The organism is Streptomyces sp. NPDC048643 (assembly GCF_040650615.1).
Taxonomy (GTDB): Bacteria; Actinomycetota; Actinomycetes; order Streptomycetales; family Streptomycetaceae; genus Streptomyces.
Window position 1 is genome coordinate 92910 of sequence record NZ_JBEZHO010000014.1, and the last position, 15256, is coordinate 108165.

The 15256-nt window shown below is 71.3% G+C and carries 13 protein-coding genes; 8 read left to right on the forward strand and 5 right to left on the reverse strand.

Annotated elements, in window-relative coordinates; all coding sequences use genetic code 11:
* Nucleotides 1–50: 50 nt before the first annotated feature.
* Together AB0C62_RS16680 and AB0C62_RS16685 are read left to right on the forward strand one after the other, a co-directional pair.
* The gene (locus tag AB0C62_RS16680; RefSeq protein ID WP_362973719.1) at nt 51–743 is read left to right on the forward strand and encodes a DUF402 domain-containing protein; all 693 of its coding nucleotides are present in this window, start codon (nt 51–53) and stop codon (nt 741–743) included.
* 397 nt (nt 744–1140) lie between these two features.
* Nucleotides 1141–3321 carry a SpoIIE family protein phosphatase gene (locus AB0C62_RS16685; protein WP_362973721.1) on the forward strand — a complete coding sequence of 727 codons (2181 nt, stop codon included), beginning with the start codon at nt 1141–1143 and terminating at the stop codon, nt 3319–3321.
* A 109-nt stretch (nt 3322–3430) separates the two neighbouring features.
* On the opposite strand, the gene AB0C62_RS16690 is transcribed toward AB0C62_RS16685, so the two are convergent.
* Nucleotides 3431–5761, reverse strand: coding sequence for a transglycosylase domain-containing protein (locus AB0C62_RS16690; protein WP_362973723.1), 2331 nt, complete (start codon nt 5759–5761; stop codon nt 3431–3433).
* A 327-nt stretch (nt 5762–6088) separates the two neighbouring features.
* On the opposite strand from AB0C62_RS16690, the gene AB0C62_RS16695 reads away from it, so the two are divergent.
* The 5 genes from AB0C62_RS16695 (at nt 6089) to AB0C62_RS16715 (ending at nt 11072) form a co-directional block, all read left to right on the forward strand.
* Nucleotides 6089–6985, forward strand: coding sequence for an SPFH domain-containing protein (locus AB0C62_RS16695; protein ID WP_362973857.1), 897 nt, complete (start codon nt 6089–6091; stop codon nt 6983–6985).
* Entirely contained in the window at nt 6982–7230 is a 249-nt protein-coding gene (locus AB0C62_RS16700; protein WP_362973725.1) for a hypothetical protein, read from the forward strand. Before AB0C62_RS16695 ends, AB0C62_RS16700 begins: the two co-directional genes overlap by 4 nt.
* A gap of 241 nt (nt 7231–7471) precedes the next feature.
* Nucleotides 7472–7999, forward strand: coding sequence for a PadR family transcriptional regulator (locus AB0C62_RS16705; RefSeq protein WP_362973727.1), 528 nt, complete (start codon nt 7472–7474; stop codon nt 7997–7999).
* The gene (locus AB0C62_RS16710) at nt 7996–8694 is read left to right on the forward strand and encodes an ABC transporter ATP-binding protein (RefSeq protein ID WP_081219154.1); all 699 of its coding nucleotides are present in this window, start codon (nt 7996–7998) and stop codon (nt 8692–8694) included. The genes AB0C62_RS16705 and AB0C62_RS16710 overlap by 4 nt, the downstream gene beginning before the upstream one ends.
* Nucleotides 8691–11072, forward strand: a complete 2382-nt coding sequence (locus AB0C62_RS16715) for an FtsX-like permease family protein (protein ID WP_362973729.1) — start codon at nt 8691–8693, stop codon at nt 11070–11072. Before AB0C62_RS16710 ends, AB0C62_RS16715 begins: the two co-directional genes overlap by 4 nt.
* Before the next feature lie 65 nt (nt 11073–11137).
* On the opposite strand, the gene AB0C62_RS16720 is transcribed toward AB0C62_RS16715, so the two are convergent.
* The 4 genes from AB0C62_RS16720 to AB0C62_RS16735 all read right to left on the reverse strand — a co-directional run bounded on the left by AB0C62_RS16720 (nt 11138) and on the right by AB0C62_RS16735 (nt 14530).
* The gene (locus tag AB0C62_RS16720) at nt 11138–11566 is read right to left on the reverse strand and encodes a hypothetical protein (RefSeq protein WP_362973731.1); all 429 of its coding nucleotides are present in this window, start codon (nt 11564–11566) and stop codon (nt 11138–11140) included.
* 5 nt (nt 11567–11571) lie between these two features.
* Nucleotides 11572–12024: a roadblock/LC7 domain-containing protein gene (locus AB0C62_RS16725; protein ID WP_362973733.1), complete on the reverse strand. Its 453-nt coding sequence runs from the start codon at nt 12022–12024 to the stop codon at nt 11572–11574.
* A gap of 54 nt (nt 12025–12078) precedes the next feature.
* Nucleotides 12079–13287 carry a MarR family transcriptional regulator gene (locus AB0C62_RS16730; protein WP_362973735.1) on the reverse strand — a complete coding sequence of 403 codons (1209 nt, stop codon included), beginning with the start codon at nt 13285–13287 and terminating at the stop codon, nt 12079–12081.
* A gap of 178 nt (nt 13288–13465) precedes the next feature.
* Nucleotides 13466–14530, reverse strand: coding sequence for a LysR substrate-binding domain-containing protein (locus AB0C62_RS16735; protein ID WP_362973737.1), 1065 nt, complete (start codon nt 14528–14530; stop codon nt 13466–13468).
* A 171-nt stretch (nt 14531–14701) separates the two neighbouring features.
* Between AB0C62_RS16735 and AB0C62_RS16740 the strand changes: the two genes are divergently transcribed.
* Nucleotides 14702–15256: a peroxiredoxin gene (locus AB0C62_RS16740; protein ID WP_081219150.1), complete on the forward strand. Its 555-nt coding sequence runs from the start codon at nt 14702–14704 to the stop codon at nt 15254–15256.

Consider the following 15256-nt stretch of genomic DNA (forward strand, 5'->3'; position numbering starts at 1 on the left):
CCGTGACGCGTGCCGCAGCGTCGCATGCCTGGGGCACCTAATATCTGTTCATGGCAGACGGTGGAGCGGTGAGACGAGCGGAAGCGGGCGGGCCGGCGGCGTTCTGGGAGCCCGGCCACCAGATCCTTTGGCGGTACCGGGAGAACGCCGGGGAGCGCGTCCACATCTGCCGCCCCGTGACGGTGGTACGGGACGACGCCGAGCTGCTCGCGGTGTGGTTGGCGCCGGGCACCGAGTGCGTGAAGCCGGTGCTCGCCGACGGGTCGCCGGTGCACGGGGAGCCGCTGGAGTCGCGCTACACCAAGCCGCGGACGGTGCGGCGCGACCGGTGGTTCGGGACCGGGGTGCTGAAGCTGGCGCGGCCGGGCGATCCCTGGTCGGTGTGGCTTTTCTGGGAGCCGGGCTGGCGTTTCAAGAACTGGTACGTGAACCTGGAGGCTCCGCTGGCGCGTTGGGCGGACGGGGTGGACTCCGAGGACCACTTCCTCGACATCTCGGTGCATCCGGACCGGAGTTGGCACTGGCTGGACGAGGACGAGTTCGCGATGGCGCAGCGGGCCGGCCTGATGGATGCTCAACTGGCCGCGCGGGTACGGGAGGCGGGGTGGTCGGCGGTGGAGGTGATCCGCGCGTGGGGGACGCCGTTCTCGGACGGATGGCAGCACTGGAGGCCCGATCCGGCGTGGCCGGTTCCCGCTCTGCCGGATGACTGGGACCGTACGCCCGCGCACGTGTCCTCATGAGACCCTTGATGCGCCCCCGTGGTACAACCGTAGGATCGTCTTCCGCAAGGGCGCACGGCAGCAACAACTCCCGCATGATGAGCCGGGCTTGACCATATGTCACCGAGGGGCGGCAGGACGTGAGCGAGGGGTACGAGGGGTACGGCGGCGTGGCCGGCCGAGGTCCGGACGCCCCGCGCGGTGGCGCCACGACGGTCGTGCGGGCGGGAACTCCGGTTCTGACGCCGCGGTCGGCGTGGCCCGTTTCCGGCCGTCCGCGGGCCGTTCCCGGCCATGCGTCGGCTGTCCCCGCCAACGGTTCCGCACCTGACGACACGCAGAATCCGTTCCTGGGGCACACATTCCGGGTATCGGGGCTGCGGGACGAACTGCGCGCACGGCGCGCAGCCCCGGACGGATGGACTCGACACGCGTGACGGAGCACCCCACCTCGCACGAGCGCCGGCAGAGCGGCGCCGGCCGGCCGGCCGCCCCCGCGGACCCTCGCGGGGCACTCCTGCGTACCTCGGACCAGCCGTCCCCGCAGCCCGGGTCCGGCGCCTTACCTCTTCAGGCCCGCGCGGGTGACGCGTCGCGCGGTGCCGGCACCGCCACGCCCTGCGGCAAGCAGGGTGCGGCCGGCGGTCAGGCGCCCGCGGGCGCCGGCCTGTCCTCGCCCTCCCCCGGCACGGGCTCCGGCACGGACGCACCGTCGCCGGCCGCGCCCGGTGGTGGCGCGGAGCACTCCCAGCCCTCGGCCGCCGAGCCGGACCCGCACCGGCCGCGTCCCGCGCCGGAGAGCATCCCGGTGCAGCCGGACGCGGAGCAGGACCGTTCCGCGCGGAGCGGCAAGGAGCGCCGTACGGGGCAGAGCCTGCCGCAGGGCGGCCCGATGCCGATGCGGCGGGACGGGGACCGGCTGCGGTTCGTGGGCGCCGCGACCCGGCGGATCGCCCGGGGCATCGACCTCGACGAGATCGTGATGGGGCTGTGCCGGGCGACCGTGCCGACGTTCTCGGACGCGATCCTCGTCTATCTGCGGGATCCGCTGCCGGTCGGCGACGAGCGGCCGACGGGACCGCTGGTGCTGCGGCTGCGCCGTACCGACCGGATTCCCGAGGAGCGGGACACCGAGGGCGGCTTCCTGCCTCTCGCGCGTCCCGAACCCAGTGACCTGTCGGCGATGACGGCCGAGCTGTGCGAGGTGCGCCCGGGCGGCGCCCTGGCCGAGGTGCTGCGCGGGGTGCGGCCGGTGTTCGCCGACGCCCCCGCCGCCCGCGCCGCGCTGCCGGAGCTGCTCGGCGACGATCTGGCGGTCCCGAGCGGGCAGCGCGCGATTCTCGCGCCGCTGCGCGGCCGGCGCCGGGTGATCGGCGCGGCCCTGTTCCTGCGGCGGCCGGAGCGGATCGCGTTCGAGGCGGACGACCTGCTGGTCGCCGCCCAGCTCGCGACACACAGCGCGCTCGGGATCGACAAGGCGGTGCTGTACGGCCGTGAGGCGTACATCGCCGACGAGCTGCAGCGCACGATGCTGCCGGAGACACTGCCGCGGCCCACGGGCGTGCGGCTGGCGTCCCGCTATCTGCCGGCCGCGGAGACCGCGCGGGTCGGCGGGGACTGGTACGACGCGATCCCGCTGCCGGGCAGCCGGGTCGCCCTGGTCGTGGGCGACGTCATGGGTCACTCGATGACGTCGGCGGCGATCATGGGCCAGCTGCGGACGACGGCGCAGACCCTCGCGGGGCTCGATCTGCCGCCGCAGGAGGTGCTGCACCACCTGGACGAGCAGGCGCAGCGGCTCGGCACCGACCGCATGGCGACCTGCCTGTACGCGGTGTACGACCCGGTGTCGCACCGGATCACCATCGCCAACGCGGGCCATCCGCCGCCGGTGCTGCTGCATCTGGGCGGGCGGGCCGAGGTGCTGCGGGTGCCGCCGGGTGCCCCGATCGGGGTCGGCGGGGTCGACTTCGAGGCCGTGGAGCTGGACGCGCCCGCGGGGGCGACGCTCCTGCTGTACACGGACGGTCTGGTGGAGTCGCGGCTGCGGGACGTCTGGACCGGGATAGAGCAGCTGCGCGAGAAGCTCGCCGCCACGGCCGCGCTGACCGGGCCGGATCATCCGCCGCCGCTGGAGGCGCTCTGCGACGAGGTGCTCGACATGCTCGGCCCGGGTGACCGGGACGACGACATCGCGCTGCTCGCGGCACGGTTCGACGGGATCGCGCCGAGCGATGTCGCGTACTGGTTCCTGGAGCCGGAGGACGCGGCGCCGGGCCGGGCGCGGCGGCTGGCCCGGCGGGCGCTCGCGCGCTGGGACATGGAGGACATGACCGACGCGGTCGAGCTACTGGTCAGCGAGGTCGTGACGAACGCGGTGCGCTACGCGTCGCGGCCGGTGACGCTGCGGCTGCTGCGGACGGACGTGCTGCGCTGCGAGGTCGGCGACGACGTGCCGCAGCTGCCGCGGCTGCGGCAGGCACGGGCCACGGACGAGGGCGGCCGCGGGCTGTACCTGGTGAACAAGCTGGCCCGGCGGTGGGGTGCGACCCGGCTGAGCACGGGCAAGGTCGTCTGGTTCGAGTTGAACAGGGGCTGAGATCCGTGGCGGAAACGTAGCGGAGAAGAGCGAAGAGGGGCACCCGGAGATCCGGGTGCCCCTCTCGCGTGCCGCCTGCCGCCTGCCGCCTGCCGCGTGGTGCCGGCGGTTACTGCCCCTGGCTCTGGTCGTCCTGCCCGAACGGGTTGTCCGGGAGCTGGCCGGTCGGGGTCTGCGACGGCGTGGACGGGGGCGGTGACGACGGCGGGGTCGTCGTCGGCTTGTCCGAGGGCGACGGCGGGCTGCTGCTGGACGGCGGCTCCGACGACGGTTCCTCGGTCGTCGGCGTCGACGACGGCGTGTCGGACGGCGACTGGCTGATGGTCGGCGTGTCGGTCGGCTGGACCGCCGCGCCCGAGGTGGTGTCCAGGTCGAACTTGCTGACCTTGCCGTCCATCGCGCCGAAGGTGTACGCCGCCCATATCTGCGCCGGGAAGCCACCGCCGTTGACACGGCCGCCCTCGGCGAAGAGACCGGTGGCGCCCTTCATGGAGACCTGGTGCTGGTTCTTCGCGTCCTCGCCGAACAGTCCGACCGAGGTGACGAGGTTCGGCGTGTAGCCGGTGAACCAGGCCGACTTGTTGTTGTCGGACGTACCGGTCTTGCCGGCGACCTGCTGGCCGTCACGGGAGGGGTTGTCCCGCACCGAGACCCGGGCCGTACCGTCGTCGACCACGCCGGTCAGCACCGAGGTGACGGTGTCGGCGGCCTCCTCGCTGATGACCTGCTCGCCGATGGGGTCGGGCGTCTCGACCGTGAGGTCCTTGTGCTCGGCCGAGGCGAGGATCGACGGGGTGACCTTCTTGCCGTGGTGGTCGAGCGTCGCGTACACGCCCGCCATCTCCAGCGGGCTCGCGCCCATGGAGCCGAGGGTCTGGGCGGGCACCGCCTGGAGACCCTTGGTGTTCATGCCGAGCTTGCCCGCGACCTTCAGCACCTCGTCCATGCCGACGTCGACGCCCATCTGGGCGAAGACGGCGTTGATGGACTTGTTCATCGCGGTCTGCACGGTCACGTCGCCGTAGCTGTGCTCGTCCTCGTTCGGCGGCGCGAAGGCGATGTCGCTGCCCACGACCGGACGGCGGTTGGTGCCGTCGTAGATCGTGTTCGCCGTGATCGGCCTGCCGGAGCGGGTCTTGGCCTCCTCGGCGAGGGCCGCGGCGAAGATCAGCGGCTTGAACGTCGAGGCGGCCTGGTAGTCCCGCCGGGTCGCGTTGTTGACGTAGTGCTTGAAGTAGTCCTGGCCGCCGTACATCGCGACGACCTTGCCGGTCTTCGGGTCGACCGACGCGGCACCGGCCTGGAGGTTGGCGTCGACCTTGCGCTTCTTCGGGTCCAGCTTGCTGGTGAGCTGCTTCTTGACCGTCTTCTCGAGCAGGGCCTGCTTCTTCTTGTCGATGTTCAGCTTGATGGTCCAGCCGCCCGCGTCGACCAGCGCCTTGGCGTCGTCGAGATCGGCCGCCTTGTTCTGGGCGACGAGCTGCTGGGCCAGTTCGTTCTGCGCCTCGGTCACCAGGTAGCCGGTCTGGCCCTCCATGCCCGGCGCACCCTGCGGGTCCTTGGGCTTGGGGAACTTCATGCCCTGCCGCTCGCCCGAGTCGAGCCAGCCCTGCTCGACCATGTTGTCGAGGGTGTAGTTCCAGCGGGCCTGCACCAGCCGCTTGCCGGTGTCCGTGGCGACCGCCCAGTCGTACTGGCTGGGCGCCTGGAGCAGCGAGGCGAGGTAGGCGCCCTGCTCGACGCTGAGCTTGTTCGCGTCGACGCGGTAGTAGGCCTGCGCGGCGGCCTGGATGCCGTACGCGTTGCGGCCGTAGTAGCTGGTGTTGATGTAGCCCGCGAGGATGTAGTCCTTGGACTTCTGGCGGTCCACCTTCAGCGAGATGACCATTTCCTTCAGCTTGCGCGTGACGGTCTGGTCCTGGCTGAGGTAGTAGTTCTTGACGTACTGCTGGGTGATCGTCGAGCCACCCTGCTTGCCCTTGCCGGAGAGGGTGTTGAGCAGGCCGCGGGCGGTGCCCTTCAGGTCGACGCCGGAGTCGTTGTAGAAGGACTTGTTCTCGGCGGCGACGAACGTCTTCTGGACGTCCTTCGGCACCTTGGACAGGTCGACGATCTCGCGGTTGACCTCTCCGGTGCGGGCGAGGGGTTGGCCGTTGCCGTACTCGTAGATGTTGCTCTGCTGGCGCGCGGCGTCGTTGCCCTCGGGCACGGACACGACCATGTAGAGCACGATGAAGGCGCCCATGCCGAGCAGGCAGACGCCGAGGAACGTGCCGAGGATCGTCTTCCAGTTCACGAACCTGCGTATGCCGGTGCGGCGGGGCTTGCCGCCCGCCTTCGCGTCGGCACCGGGGACCGCCGACTCGTGTCCGGACGAGCGCTTGGGCGCCGCGCGGCGGCCCTGCGCCTGCCGCGCTCGTCTCTCTTCCGCTCGTCCCATGGGTCGATCCGCTCCGCTTCACTCTCGTGTGGCACACACGTTCGTCGCTCAGGTCAGCTCAGCAAGCTAACACCGCGCGCTATGACAAAGGGCCGCCGATCCGGTCTTTTCCGGACGTGACAATCAGCACGCCCTCCGCACGGGCCCCAACAAAACCGACGACCGGGAGGCGTCGAAGGTTGCGATGCGGGGTAAAGTGATATCACTTAGCTAGACCGGAGCTATGCCGTACGAGACGGGGGACCCACCATGTCGTCACACGCTTCCCACGCGTCATCGCCCACCCCGGGCGCACCGGACCCCACGCCACCGGCCGACCTCCCCGAGATGCCCGCGCCGCACGTGCGGGAGTTCACCGCGCACAGCATCGGAGGGGGGCTCGCGCTGCTCCTCGGCCTTCTCGGCCTGCTTCTCGGCGCCGCCCTGTGCGCCGTCGGCGGCGGGGTCGTCCGGTCCGGCGGCGCGCAGGCGGCGCTGATCATCCTGGGCGTCGTGGTCGCCGTCGGTGCGTTCTTCGCGATGTGCGGACTGAACACCGTCGCACCGGGCGAGGCCCGCGTGGTCCAGCTCTTCGGGCGCTACCGCGGCACGATCCGTCAGGACGGACTGCGCTGGGTGAACCCGCTCACGTCCCGGACCAAGATCTCGACCCGCGTCCGCAACCACGAGACCGCCGTCCTCAAGGTCAACGACGCCTACGGCAACCCGATCGAGCTCGCCGCGGTCGTCGTCTGGAACGTGCAGGACACCGCGCAGGCCACGTTCGAGGTCGACGACTTCCGGGAGTTCGTCTCCACGCAGACCGAGGCGGCGGTCCGGCACATCGCCATCGAGTACCCCTACGACGCGCACGAGGAGGACGGCCTGTCGCTGCGCGGCAACGCCGAGGAGATCACCGAGAAGCTCGCCGTCGAACTGCACGCGCGCGTGGCCGCCGCCGGCGTGCGGATCATCGAGTCGCGCTTCACGCATCTCGCGTACGCTCCCGAGATCGCCTCCGCGATGCTCCAGCGCCAGCAGGCCGGAGCGATCGTCGCGGCCCGGCGGCAGATCGTGGACGGCGCGGTCGGCATGGTCGAGGCGGCGATCACCCGGATCACCGAGCGCGACATCGTGGAGCTGGACTCCGAGCGGAAGGCGGCGATGGTGTCGAACCTGATGGTGGTGCTGTGCGGTGACCGCGCGGCGCAGCCCGTCCTGAACACGGGGTCCCTCTACCAGTGACGCCTCCCACGGAGGGAACTCCGCCGCGTCGACCGCAGCAGCAGCGCAAGCAGGTGCTGCTGCGGCTCGATCCGCTGGTGTACGAGGCGCTGGCCCGCTGGGCCGGCGACGAACTCCGGTCCGCCAACGCGCAGATCGAGTTCCTGCTGCGCCGCGCCCTCGGCGAGGCCGGGCGTCTGCCCGGCGCCGCGGGCCCCATCCCCCGCCGGGGGCGGCCACCGGTCTCCGGGGAGCCGGAGAGCTGAGAGACCCCGGTTCGCCACCCGGTTCGCCGGGCACCGGCGGGCCAGGGGGTCGTCCCGGCCCGGGGTTCCGCACGGTCCGACAGCCTGGCGATCCAGGGGCGCCGCGGCCTGATTCGAAACCGTGACAATCGCCCCTGACCAGGCCGCTTCTCCCCCGGGACACCCCTTCACCGCTGCTCCTCCCCGCACTCTGCACTATGCGTATACACGCCATGTATACGCACTGTGTAGAGTGCTCCGCATGTCCATCGGTCACACCCTCCTGGGGCTCCTGGAGTCCGGCCCGCGCCACGGTTACGACCTGAAGCGGGCCTTCGACGAGAAGTTCGGTCACGACCGGCCGCTGCACTACGGCCAGGTCTACTCGACGATGTCGCGGCTGCTGAAGAACGGCCTCGTCGAGGTCGACGGCATAGAGGCGGGCGGCGGTCCCGAGCGCAAGCGGTACGCCATCACCGACGCCGGGATCACCGACGTCCAGCAGTGGCTCGCCACGCCCGAGAAGCCCGAGCCCTACCTCCAGTCGACCCTCTACACGAAGATCGTCCTCGCCCTGCTGACGCACCGCGACGCGAGCGAGATCCTCGACACCCAGCGCTCGGAGCACCTGCGCATGATGCGCATGCTCACCGAACGCAAGCGCAAGGGCGACCTGGCCGACCAGCTGATCTGCGACCACGCGCTCTTCCACCTCGAAGCCGACCTGCGCTGGCTGGAACTGACCGCCGCGCGGCTCGACAAGCTCGCCGAGGCGGTGACGAGCCGATGACCTCGACCACTCCTCCCCCCGGCTCCCTGCTCACCGCGTCGGAGCTGCGCAAGGCCTACGGTCCGACCACCGCTCTGGACGGGGCCGAGTTCTCCATCCACCCGGGCGAGGTCGTCGCCGTGATGGGTCCCTCCGGCTCCGGCAAGTCGACCCTGCTGCACTGCCTCGCCGGCATCGTCACGCCCGACTCGGGCTCGATCACGTACAACGGCCGCGAGATGGCGACGATGAACGACGCCCAGCGCAGTGCGCTGCGGCGCTCCGAGTTCGGCTTCGTCTTCCAGTTCGGCCAGCTCGTCCCGGAGCTGACCTGTGTCGAGAACGTCGCGCTGCCGCTGCGGCTGAACGGCAGCGGCCGCAAGGAGGCCGAGCGCGCGGCCCTCACCTGGATGGAGCGCCTGGAGGTCGACGACGTCAAGGGCAAGCGGCCCGGCGAGGTCTCCGGAGGCCAGGGACAGCGCGTCGCCGTGGCCCGTTCGCTGGTCACCAGCCCGCGCGTGCTGTTCGCCGACGAGCCGACGGGCGCGCTCGACTCGCTCAACGGCGAGCGCGTGATGCAGCTGCTGACCGACGCCGCCCGCTCGACCAACGCCGCCGTCGTGCTCGTCACGCACGAGGCACGCGTGGCCGCCTACTCGGACCGCGAGATCGTCGTACGCGACGGGAAGTCCCGGGACATGGAGCGGATCGTATGAGTGACCGCCCGTCCCCCGCCGCCCCCACCGGGGCGGCCCGCACCGCCCCGAGGCTTCCGCAGTGGTCCCGCGACCTCGGGATGGGCGCCAGGTTCGCGCTGACCGGGGGCCGCGAGGCCTGGGTGCGTGCGCTGCTCACGGCCGTCGGGGTCGGCCTCGGGGTGGCGCTGCTGCTGCTCACCACGGCGATCCCGAGCGCGCTGTCCTCCCGGCACGACCGGGAGCGCGACCGCAACGACATGACCTTCCGCTCGACGGTCATGAAGAAGTCGGACCGCACCCTCCTCGTCGGCAGCACCGACACCACCTACCGCTCCGCCGACGTACGGGGCCGGCTCCTTCGACGCGAGGGGGCCCACGCCCCGCTGCCGCCGGGCCTGCGGGCGTTCCCCCGCCCCGACGAGATGGTCGTCTCGCCCGCCCTCGACCGGCTGCTGAAGTCCGCCGACGGAGCGCTGCTGCGCGACCGCCTGCCCTATCGCGTCACCGGGACGATCGCGGACGCCGGGCTGATCGGACCGTACGAACTCGCCTACTACGCGGGCAGCGACAGCCTGTCCGTGGCGGGCAAGCAGTCCGGGCGGATCGAGCGCATCGACGCGTTCGGCTCGAAGGACCGTTCCGACTCGTTGGACCCGGTCCTGCTGCTGCTCATCCTGATCGTCTTCGTCGTGCTGCTCATGCCGGTCGGTGTCTTCATCGCCGCCGCCGTGCGGTTCGGCGGCGAGCGGCGCGACCGCAGGCTCGCGGCGCTGCGGCTGGTCGGCGCGGACGGGCGGATGACCCGCCGGGTCGCGGCCGGCGAGGCCATGGCCGGAGCCCTGCTCGGTCTGGTCCTCGGCGCCGGGTTCTTCCTGCTCGGCCGCCAACTCGCCGGGCTGATCGACCTGTTCGAGATCAGTGTCTTCCCGAGCGACCTCAACCCCGCGCCGGCGCTGGTCGCCCTGGTCGCGGTCTCGGTCCCGGCTGCCGCCGTCGGCGTGACCCTCTTCGCACTGCGCGGGGTCGTCATCGAACCCCTGGGCGTGGTGCGCACCGCGCGGCCCCCGAAGCGCCGCCTGTGGTGGCGGCTGCTGCTGCCGCTCGGCGGACTGGGCCTGCTCTACCCGATGATCGGGCAGGGGCGGAACAACGGGAACTTCAACGAGTCCATGGTGATCGGCGGTGTCATCCTGCTGCTGGTCGGCGTGACGGCCCTGCTGCCCTGGGTCGTCGAGGCGGTCGTCTCCCGGCTGAACGCGGGCGGGGTCGCCTGGCAACTGGCGATCCGCCGACTCCAGTTGAGCAGTGGCACCGCGGCCCGCATGGTCAACGGCATCGCCGTGGCGGTGGCCGGTGCGATCGCGCTGCAGATGCTGTTCGCCGGTGTGGAGGGGGACTACACGAAGGAGTCGGCGAAGGACCTCTCACGGGCCCAGATGTCCGTCACCGTGCCGGGCGACGTACCGCTCGACGAGGCCGCCGGGAAGTTCGGGCGGACAAAGGGCGTCCGCAAGGTCATCGCGCTGTCGTCCGCCTACGCGGGTGAGCGGCGCAAGGAGGCCGAGCTGTCGGCGGCCGTGACGGTCGGCGACTGCACCGCGCTGCGCGAGGTGGCCGAACTGCCCACCTGCAAGGACGGTGACGTCTTCGCGGTCCAACACGCGGAGTACGACGGAGACACCCCGAAGCTGGCCCGGCCGGGCCGGACGATCTACATCGACCCGAGCTACAACGGCGGCGTGGCGTCCGAGGCCCCCTTCACCCTGCCGCGCACCATCCGCAAGGTGGAGGGCCGCGAGGATCCGACCGGTTACAACCGCGGGGGCATCCTGGTCACCCGGGGCGCGCTGCCGCGCAGCGCGGCGGGCGCGCTGCAGGGGGAGGTCTACCTCAGGCTGGACCGCTCGGTGCCGGACGTGAACGAGAACGTGCGGAACACCGCCGCGACGATCGGCCCGTTCGCGGAGGCGATGACCTGGGCGGCCAGCGAGCAGTCCCGACGGTTCACCTCGATCCGCACCGGACTGTTCGTCGGCGCCACCTGCGTGCTCTTCCTGATCGGCGCGAGCCTGCTGGTCTCGCAGCTGGAACAGTTGCGGGAGCGCAAGAAACTGCTGTCGTCGCTGGTCGCCTTCGGCACCCGGCGCCGCACGCTGAGCCTGTCGGTGCTGTGGCAGACCGCGATCCCGATCGCCCTCGGGCTCGCCCTCGCCTCGGTGGTGGGACTCACCCTCGGCACGGTGCTGCTGAAGATGACGGACACGCCGGTGCGGGTGGACTGGCCGAGCATGCTGTCGATGACGGGCATCGGCGCGGGGGTCGTCCTGCTGGTGACGCTGCTCAGCCTGCCGCCGCTGATCCGCCTGATGCGGCCGGACGGTCTGCGCACGGAGTAGCCCGCGCCCGCGTCGCGCGCCGCCGACGGGTGGCCCTCCTCTCGGGAGGGCCACCCGCGCGCGTTTCAGATGCTGTACTCGCGCACCACGCGGCGGACCTGGGCGAAGAGCATGCCCACGTTCACCGCCTTGCGGCAGACGACCACGGCCACCACGTCCTGCTGGTCGTTCATGCGCACGAACAGATGGGTGAGGTTCTCGCTGTTGACGAGGATCTCCTGGAAGAAGTGCTGGTCGGTCTCGACGCCGCGGCGTTCCTTGAAGACGTCCTCGATCATCTGGACGGTGCGCCCCTGGAACAGGTCGAGCGTCGCGCCCGCGAGCAGGTCCAGCACCTCCGGCGGGTGGTTGTCGACGGTCTCGTAGGAGAGCAGCATGCCCGTCGACATGTCGACGGCACCGGAGGCGAGGCAGTCCGGGGCGTCGGTGCGCAGTGATTTGACCAGGCCCATGATCTGGTCGGAGAAGCCCGGTCGCATTTGCTTGGTGGCCATGTCAGTCATACCCCTTCGTTCGCGGTCTCGGTCACGGCTCCGGCGAACGGGCCGGAGGTGTACGGGGTCCCGGCGGCCGGCTCGGCGTCGTCGCCCGCGAGGATCGAACCGATACGTCCGAGGACCGGGCGGGTCTGCTCGTGGAGCCGTTCGAGGTCGATCCCCTCGTCGCCGAGGACGATCATCAGTGCGGTGTCGCCGACGGCGTAGAAGGCGGCGCAGCCCTGGCTGCCGTGGGTCACGGTCTGCCGGAAGGTGCCCCGGCCGGTCGCGGCGGTCGCACGCCGGGCGATGCCGAGTCCGGCGGCGGCGATCGCGGCGAGGCTCTCCGCCTCGATGGTGTCGGCGGTGTCCGCCGCGATGAGCATTCCGTCGGCGGCGGCCACCGCCGTGTCGGTGATTCCGGTCACCCGTTCCCGGAGGCCTCTCATCTCGTTGGCCAGTGCCTCGTGATTCATGAGTTGAACTCCCTGGAAATGAGGTGCGTTTGGTCAGGAAAAGGCGGTGCGGGGTCAGGTGCCGGAATCCGGCGTCCAGATGCGGTGCCGCAGCCGGAAGAACCCTTTCCAGCTCACCGCGGCCCTTTCCGGGGCGAGCGTCTCGGTGATTCCGCTCGCTCCGGGTTCTCGGCGGGGCAGGGAGGGGGCGTCCGGGCCGGGGAGCACGAGAGAGGCCGACCGGAGTGCCGGGGCGGGGCCCGTGGCATCCGGGTGGCCGGGGTCCGCACCGTCGGGGGCGCCCGCGGGGCTGCCGCCGCCGACCGCCTCGGAGGCGTCCGTACGAGGCCTCCCGTCGCCCTCCGTGACGACCGGCCGCGCGCCCTCTCCTGCGGCGGACGGGTCGGCGGACGGGACGACGGCCTCAACGTCGGGACCCGGGTCGTCCGTTCCGGCGGTCAGCGCTGCGGCCAGTGCGGAGAGCAGCTCCGGATCGGGGCCCGGCACGGTGGACGGCGACCGCTTCCTGAGGGACTCGGTGGGCGGGATGCGGACGGTGACCGGGGAGGCGGACGCGGGCGCTTCGGGTAGTTCCAGCAGTCCCTCGCCGAGCAGGCGCGCCATTCCGACGGTGGCGGTGTAGACGCCGAGTCCGGTCACGAAGGCGATGTCGCGGGCGGTTCTCCGGCCGTCGGCATGCACGAACAACTCCCGTTGCTGAGGCGGTAGTCGGTCCCGCGACTCGTCCGCCACCGCTCCCTGCACGGGACGTTCACGGTCCGGCCGCACGGGACGGGTCAGCGCGGCGACGGCCGCCAGTTTCCGCGCCGCGTCCTGCAACAGCCGTCCCGGCATCTCCCCCTGGTCCACGGGCGCGTACGGCTCGAAGGCGGCGTCCAGCGGGTCGCACGCCTCGACGTCCCCCGCGACGACGGCGAACGCCGCGTCCTGCATCGCCATCATGCAGACCACCCGGAGCTGCGCGGCGCCCGCGTAACCGTGCGCGATCAGTCCGGCCTGCGGCCACCGGGTGCCGCCCGCCTCTCGGAGCAGTTCGGCCCACTGCTCCCCGCTGACACGGCTGGACCGCAGCAGGCGCGCCTCGGGCCCCGGAGCGCCCGGGCTCTCGACGGCGACGACGCAGCCGTCGTGCAGGTGGAAGACGCCCCCGGGCCTTCCGGACACCCGCAGTCTTCCCGTCGCCCGCACCTGTCGGCATTCGCTCAGCGCGCTCGACAGCAGGTCGAATCCGACCCGGCCGAGGGAATCCCGAATGCCCGACATCACTCCCCTTGGACCTTCCGGCATTTCGCACAGACGCCTGACGCGTCACACTGAGGGGGTATGTGTATCAGCCGGGGCGCAAGGATTCGCGGGAGTCGCACTACCTGACGGAAGTTGAGAATTCCCGCCTTTCGAAAGCCTTCATCGGTCGCTCAAATGACCGCCTGTGCAAGGCGGTTCAGTCCCGGGGGCCCACCATCCGGACGGGCAGCGGGCGCAGCGCGTCGCGCAGGGCCGCCGCCAGTTCCTCGTACTCGGTGCCGCGGGCGGCGCCCGCGCGCATGGCGAGCGCGATGCGCCGGGTGGGTGCCGGGTCGGCGAAGTATCCGGTCAGGAGCTGGTTGCTGCGGGTCGTCTCCACTTTGACCGCGGTGCGCGGCAGAAGCGTCACCCCGAGACCGCCGGCGACCAACTGGACGAGGGTGGACAGTCCCGCGGCGGTGGTGGTGACGGGGGCGTCGGCGCGCCCGGCCTCGCGGCAGATGTCCAGCGCCTGGTCGCGCAGGCAGTGCCCCTCGTCGAGCAGCAGGAGACGCAGCTCGCGCAGCGCCTCGCGCGGGATGCCCTCCCGGCCGCCGAGCCAGTGGTCGAGTGGGGTCACCAGCACGAAGTCCTCGTCGAACAGCGGGAGTTCCGTGACGCCGGGCACTCCGAGCGGCACGGCGAGGAGCAGCAGGTCGAGCCGTCCGACCGCGAGCCCGTCCAGCAGGCTGGCCGTCTGCTCCTCGTGCACCTGGAGGTCGAGGTCGGGGTAGCGCCCGTGGACGAGTCGCAGGACGGTGGGCAGGAGGTAGGGGGCGACGGTCGGGATGACGCCGAGGCGCAGGGCTCCGGTGAACGGCGCGCGGACGGCCTCCGCCTCCTCCATGAGCGCGCCGACCTCCTCCAGCACCGCCTTGGCGCGTACGGCGAGACGCTCACCGGCGGGCGACAGGAGCACCTTGCGGGTCGTACGCTCCAGCAGCGTCACGCCGAGGGTGTCCTCGAGGGCGGAGACGGCTCCGGACAGCGCCGGCTGGCTCATGCCGATCGCGGCGGCGGCGTCGCGGAAGTGCAGATGCTCGGCGACGGCGGCGAAGGCGCGGAGTTGGGCGAGGCTGGGCTGGCGGCGTCCGTTGCCCTTGGCGCCGGTGCGGCCGATGTTCGCGCCCCGGCCGGCGGAAGCCGCCCGGGCGTTGGGGACGCTCCTGCCCACGGCTGTCATGCCGCCCAGGGGGTCGGCGTCGCGGCTGGGACTTGTCACGGCCGTACCTCTCTCCGGATCGCTTCACCGACGGTTACTGATAGACGCAACCGATCAACCCGACCGAGTGTAGCTATTTCCCGAATCAATGCAGCCTGTGCCAACATCACGTTCGTCCAACCCAAGGGAAACGCCCTCAAAAGGGACGTCTCCCCGCTGCAAGGAGAATGCGTGCTCACTGTCGGTGACAAGTTCCCCGAGTTCGACCTGACCGCCTGCGTCTCGCTGGAGAAGGGCCAGGAGTTCGAGGAGATCAACCACAAGACCTACGAAGGCAAGTGGAAGATCGTCTTCGCGTGGCCCAAGGACTTCACCTTCGTGTGCCCCACCGAGATCGCCGCCTTCGGCAAGCTGAACGACGAGTTCGCCGACCGCGACGCCCAGGTCCTCGGCTTCTCCGGCGACTCCGAGTTCGTGCACCACGCCTGGCGCAAGGACCACGCCGACCTGCGTGACCTGCCCTTCCCGATGATGGCCGACTCGAAGCACGAGCTCATGCGTGACCTCGGCATCGAGGGCGAGGACGGTTTCGCCAAGCGTGCCGTCTTCATCGTCGACCAGAACAACGAGATCCAGTTCTCCATGGTGACCGCCGGCTCCGTCGGCCGTAACCCCAAGGAGGTCCTGCGGGTCCTCGACGCTCTCCAGACGGACGAGCTCTGCCCGTGCAACTGGACCAAGGGCGAGACCACCCTCGACCCGGTCGCCCTGCTGGCCGGTGAGTGA

Coding starts and splice junctions, on each gene's coding strand:
- AB0C62_RS16680 (WP_362973719.1), top strand. CDS start 51: ATGGCAGACGGTGGAGCGGTGAGACGAGCGGAAGCGGGCGGGCCGGCG.
- AB0C62_RS16685 (WP_362973721.1), top strand. CDS start 1,141: ATGGACTCGACACGCGTGACGGAGCACCCCACCTCGCACGAGCGCCGG.
- AB0C62_RS16690 (WP_362973723.1), bottom strand. CDS start 5,761: ATGGGACGAGCGGAAGAGAGACGAGCGCGGCAGGCGCAGGGCCGCCGC.
- AB0C62_RS16695 (WP_362973857.1), top strand. CDS start 6,089: ATGCCCGCGCCGCACGTGCGGGAGTTCACCGCGCACAGCATCGGAGGG.
- AB0C62_RS16705 (WP_362973727.1), top strand. CDS start 7,472: ATGTCCATCGGTCACACCCTCCTGGGGCTCCTGGAGTCCGGCCCGCGC.
- AB0C62_RS16710 (WP_081219154.1), top strand. CDS start 7,996: ATGACCTCGACCACTCCTCCCCCCGGCTCCCTGCTCACCGCGTCGGAG.
- AB0C62_RS16715 (WP_362973729.1), top strand. CDS start 8,691: ATGAGTGACCGCCCGTCCCCCGCCGCCCCCACCGGGGCGGCCCGCACC.
- AB0C62_RS16720 (WP_362973731.1), bottom strand. CDS start 11,566: ATGGCCACCAAGCAAATGCGACCGGGCTTCTCCGACCAGATCATGGGC.
- AB0C62_RS16725 (WP_362973733.1), bottom strand. CDS start 12,024: ATGAATCACGAGGCACTGGCCAACGAGATGAGAGGCCTCCGGGAACGG.
- AB0C62_RS16730 (WP_362973735.1), bottom strand. CDS start 13,287: ATGTCGGGCATTCGGGATTCCCTCGGCCGGGTCGGATTCGACCTGCTG.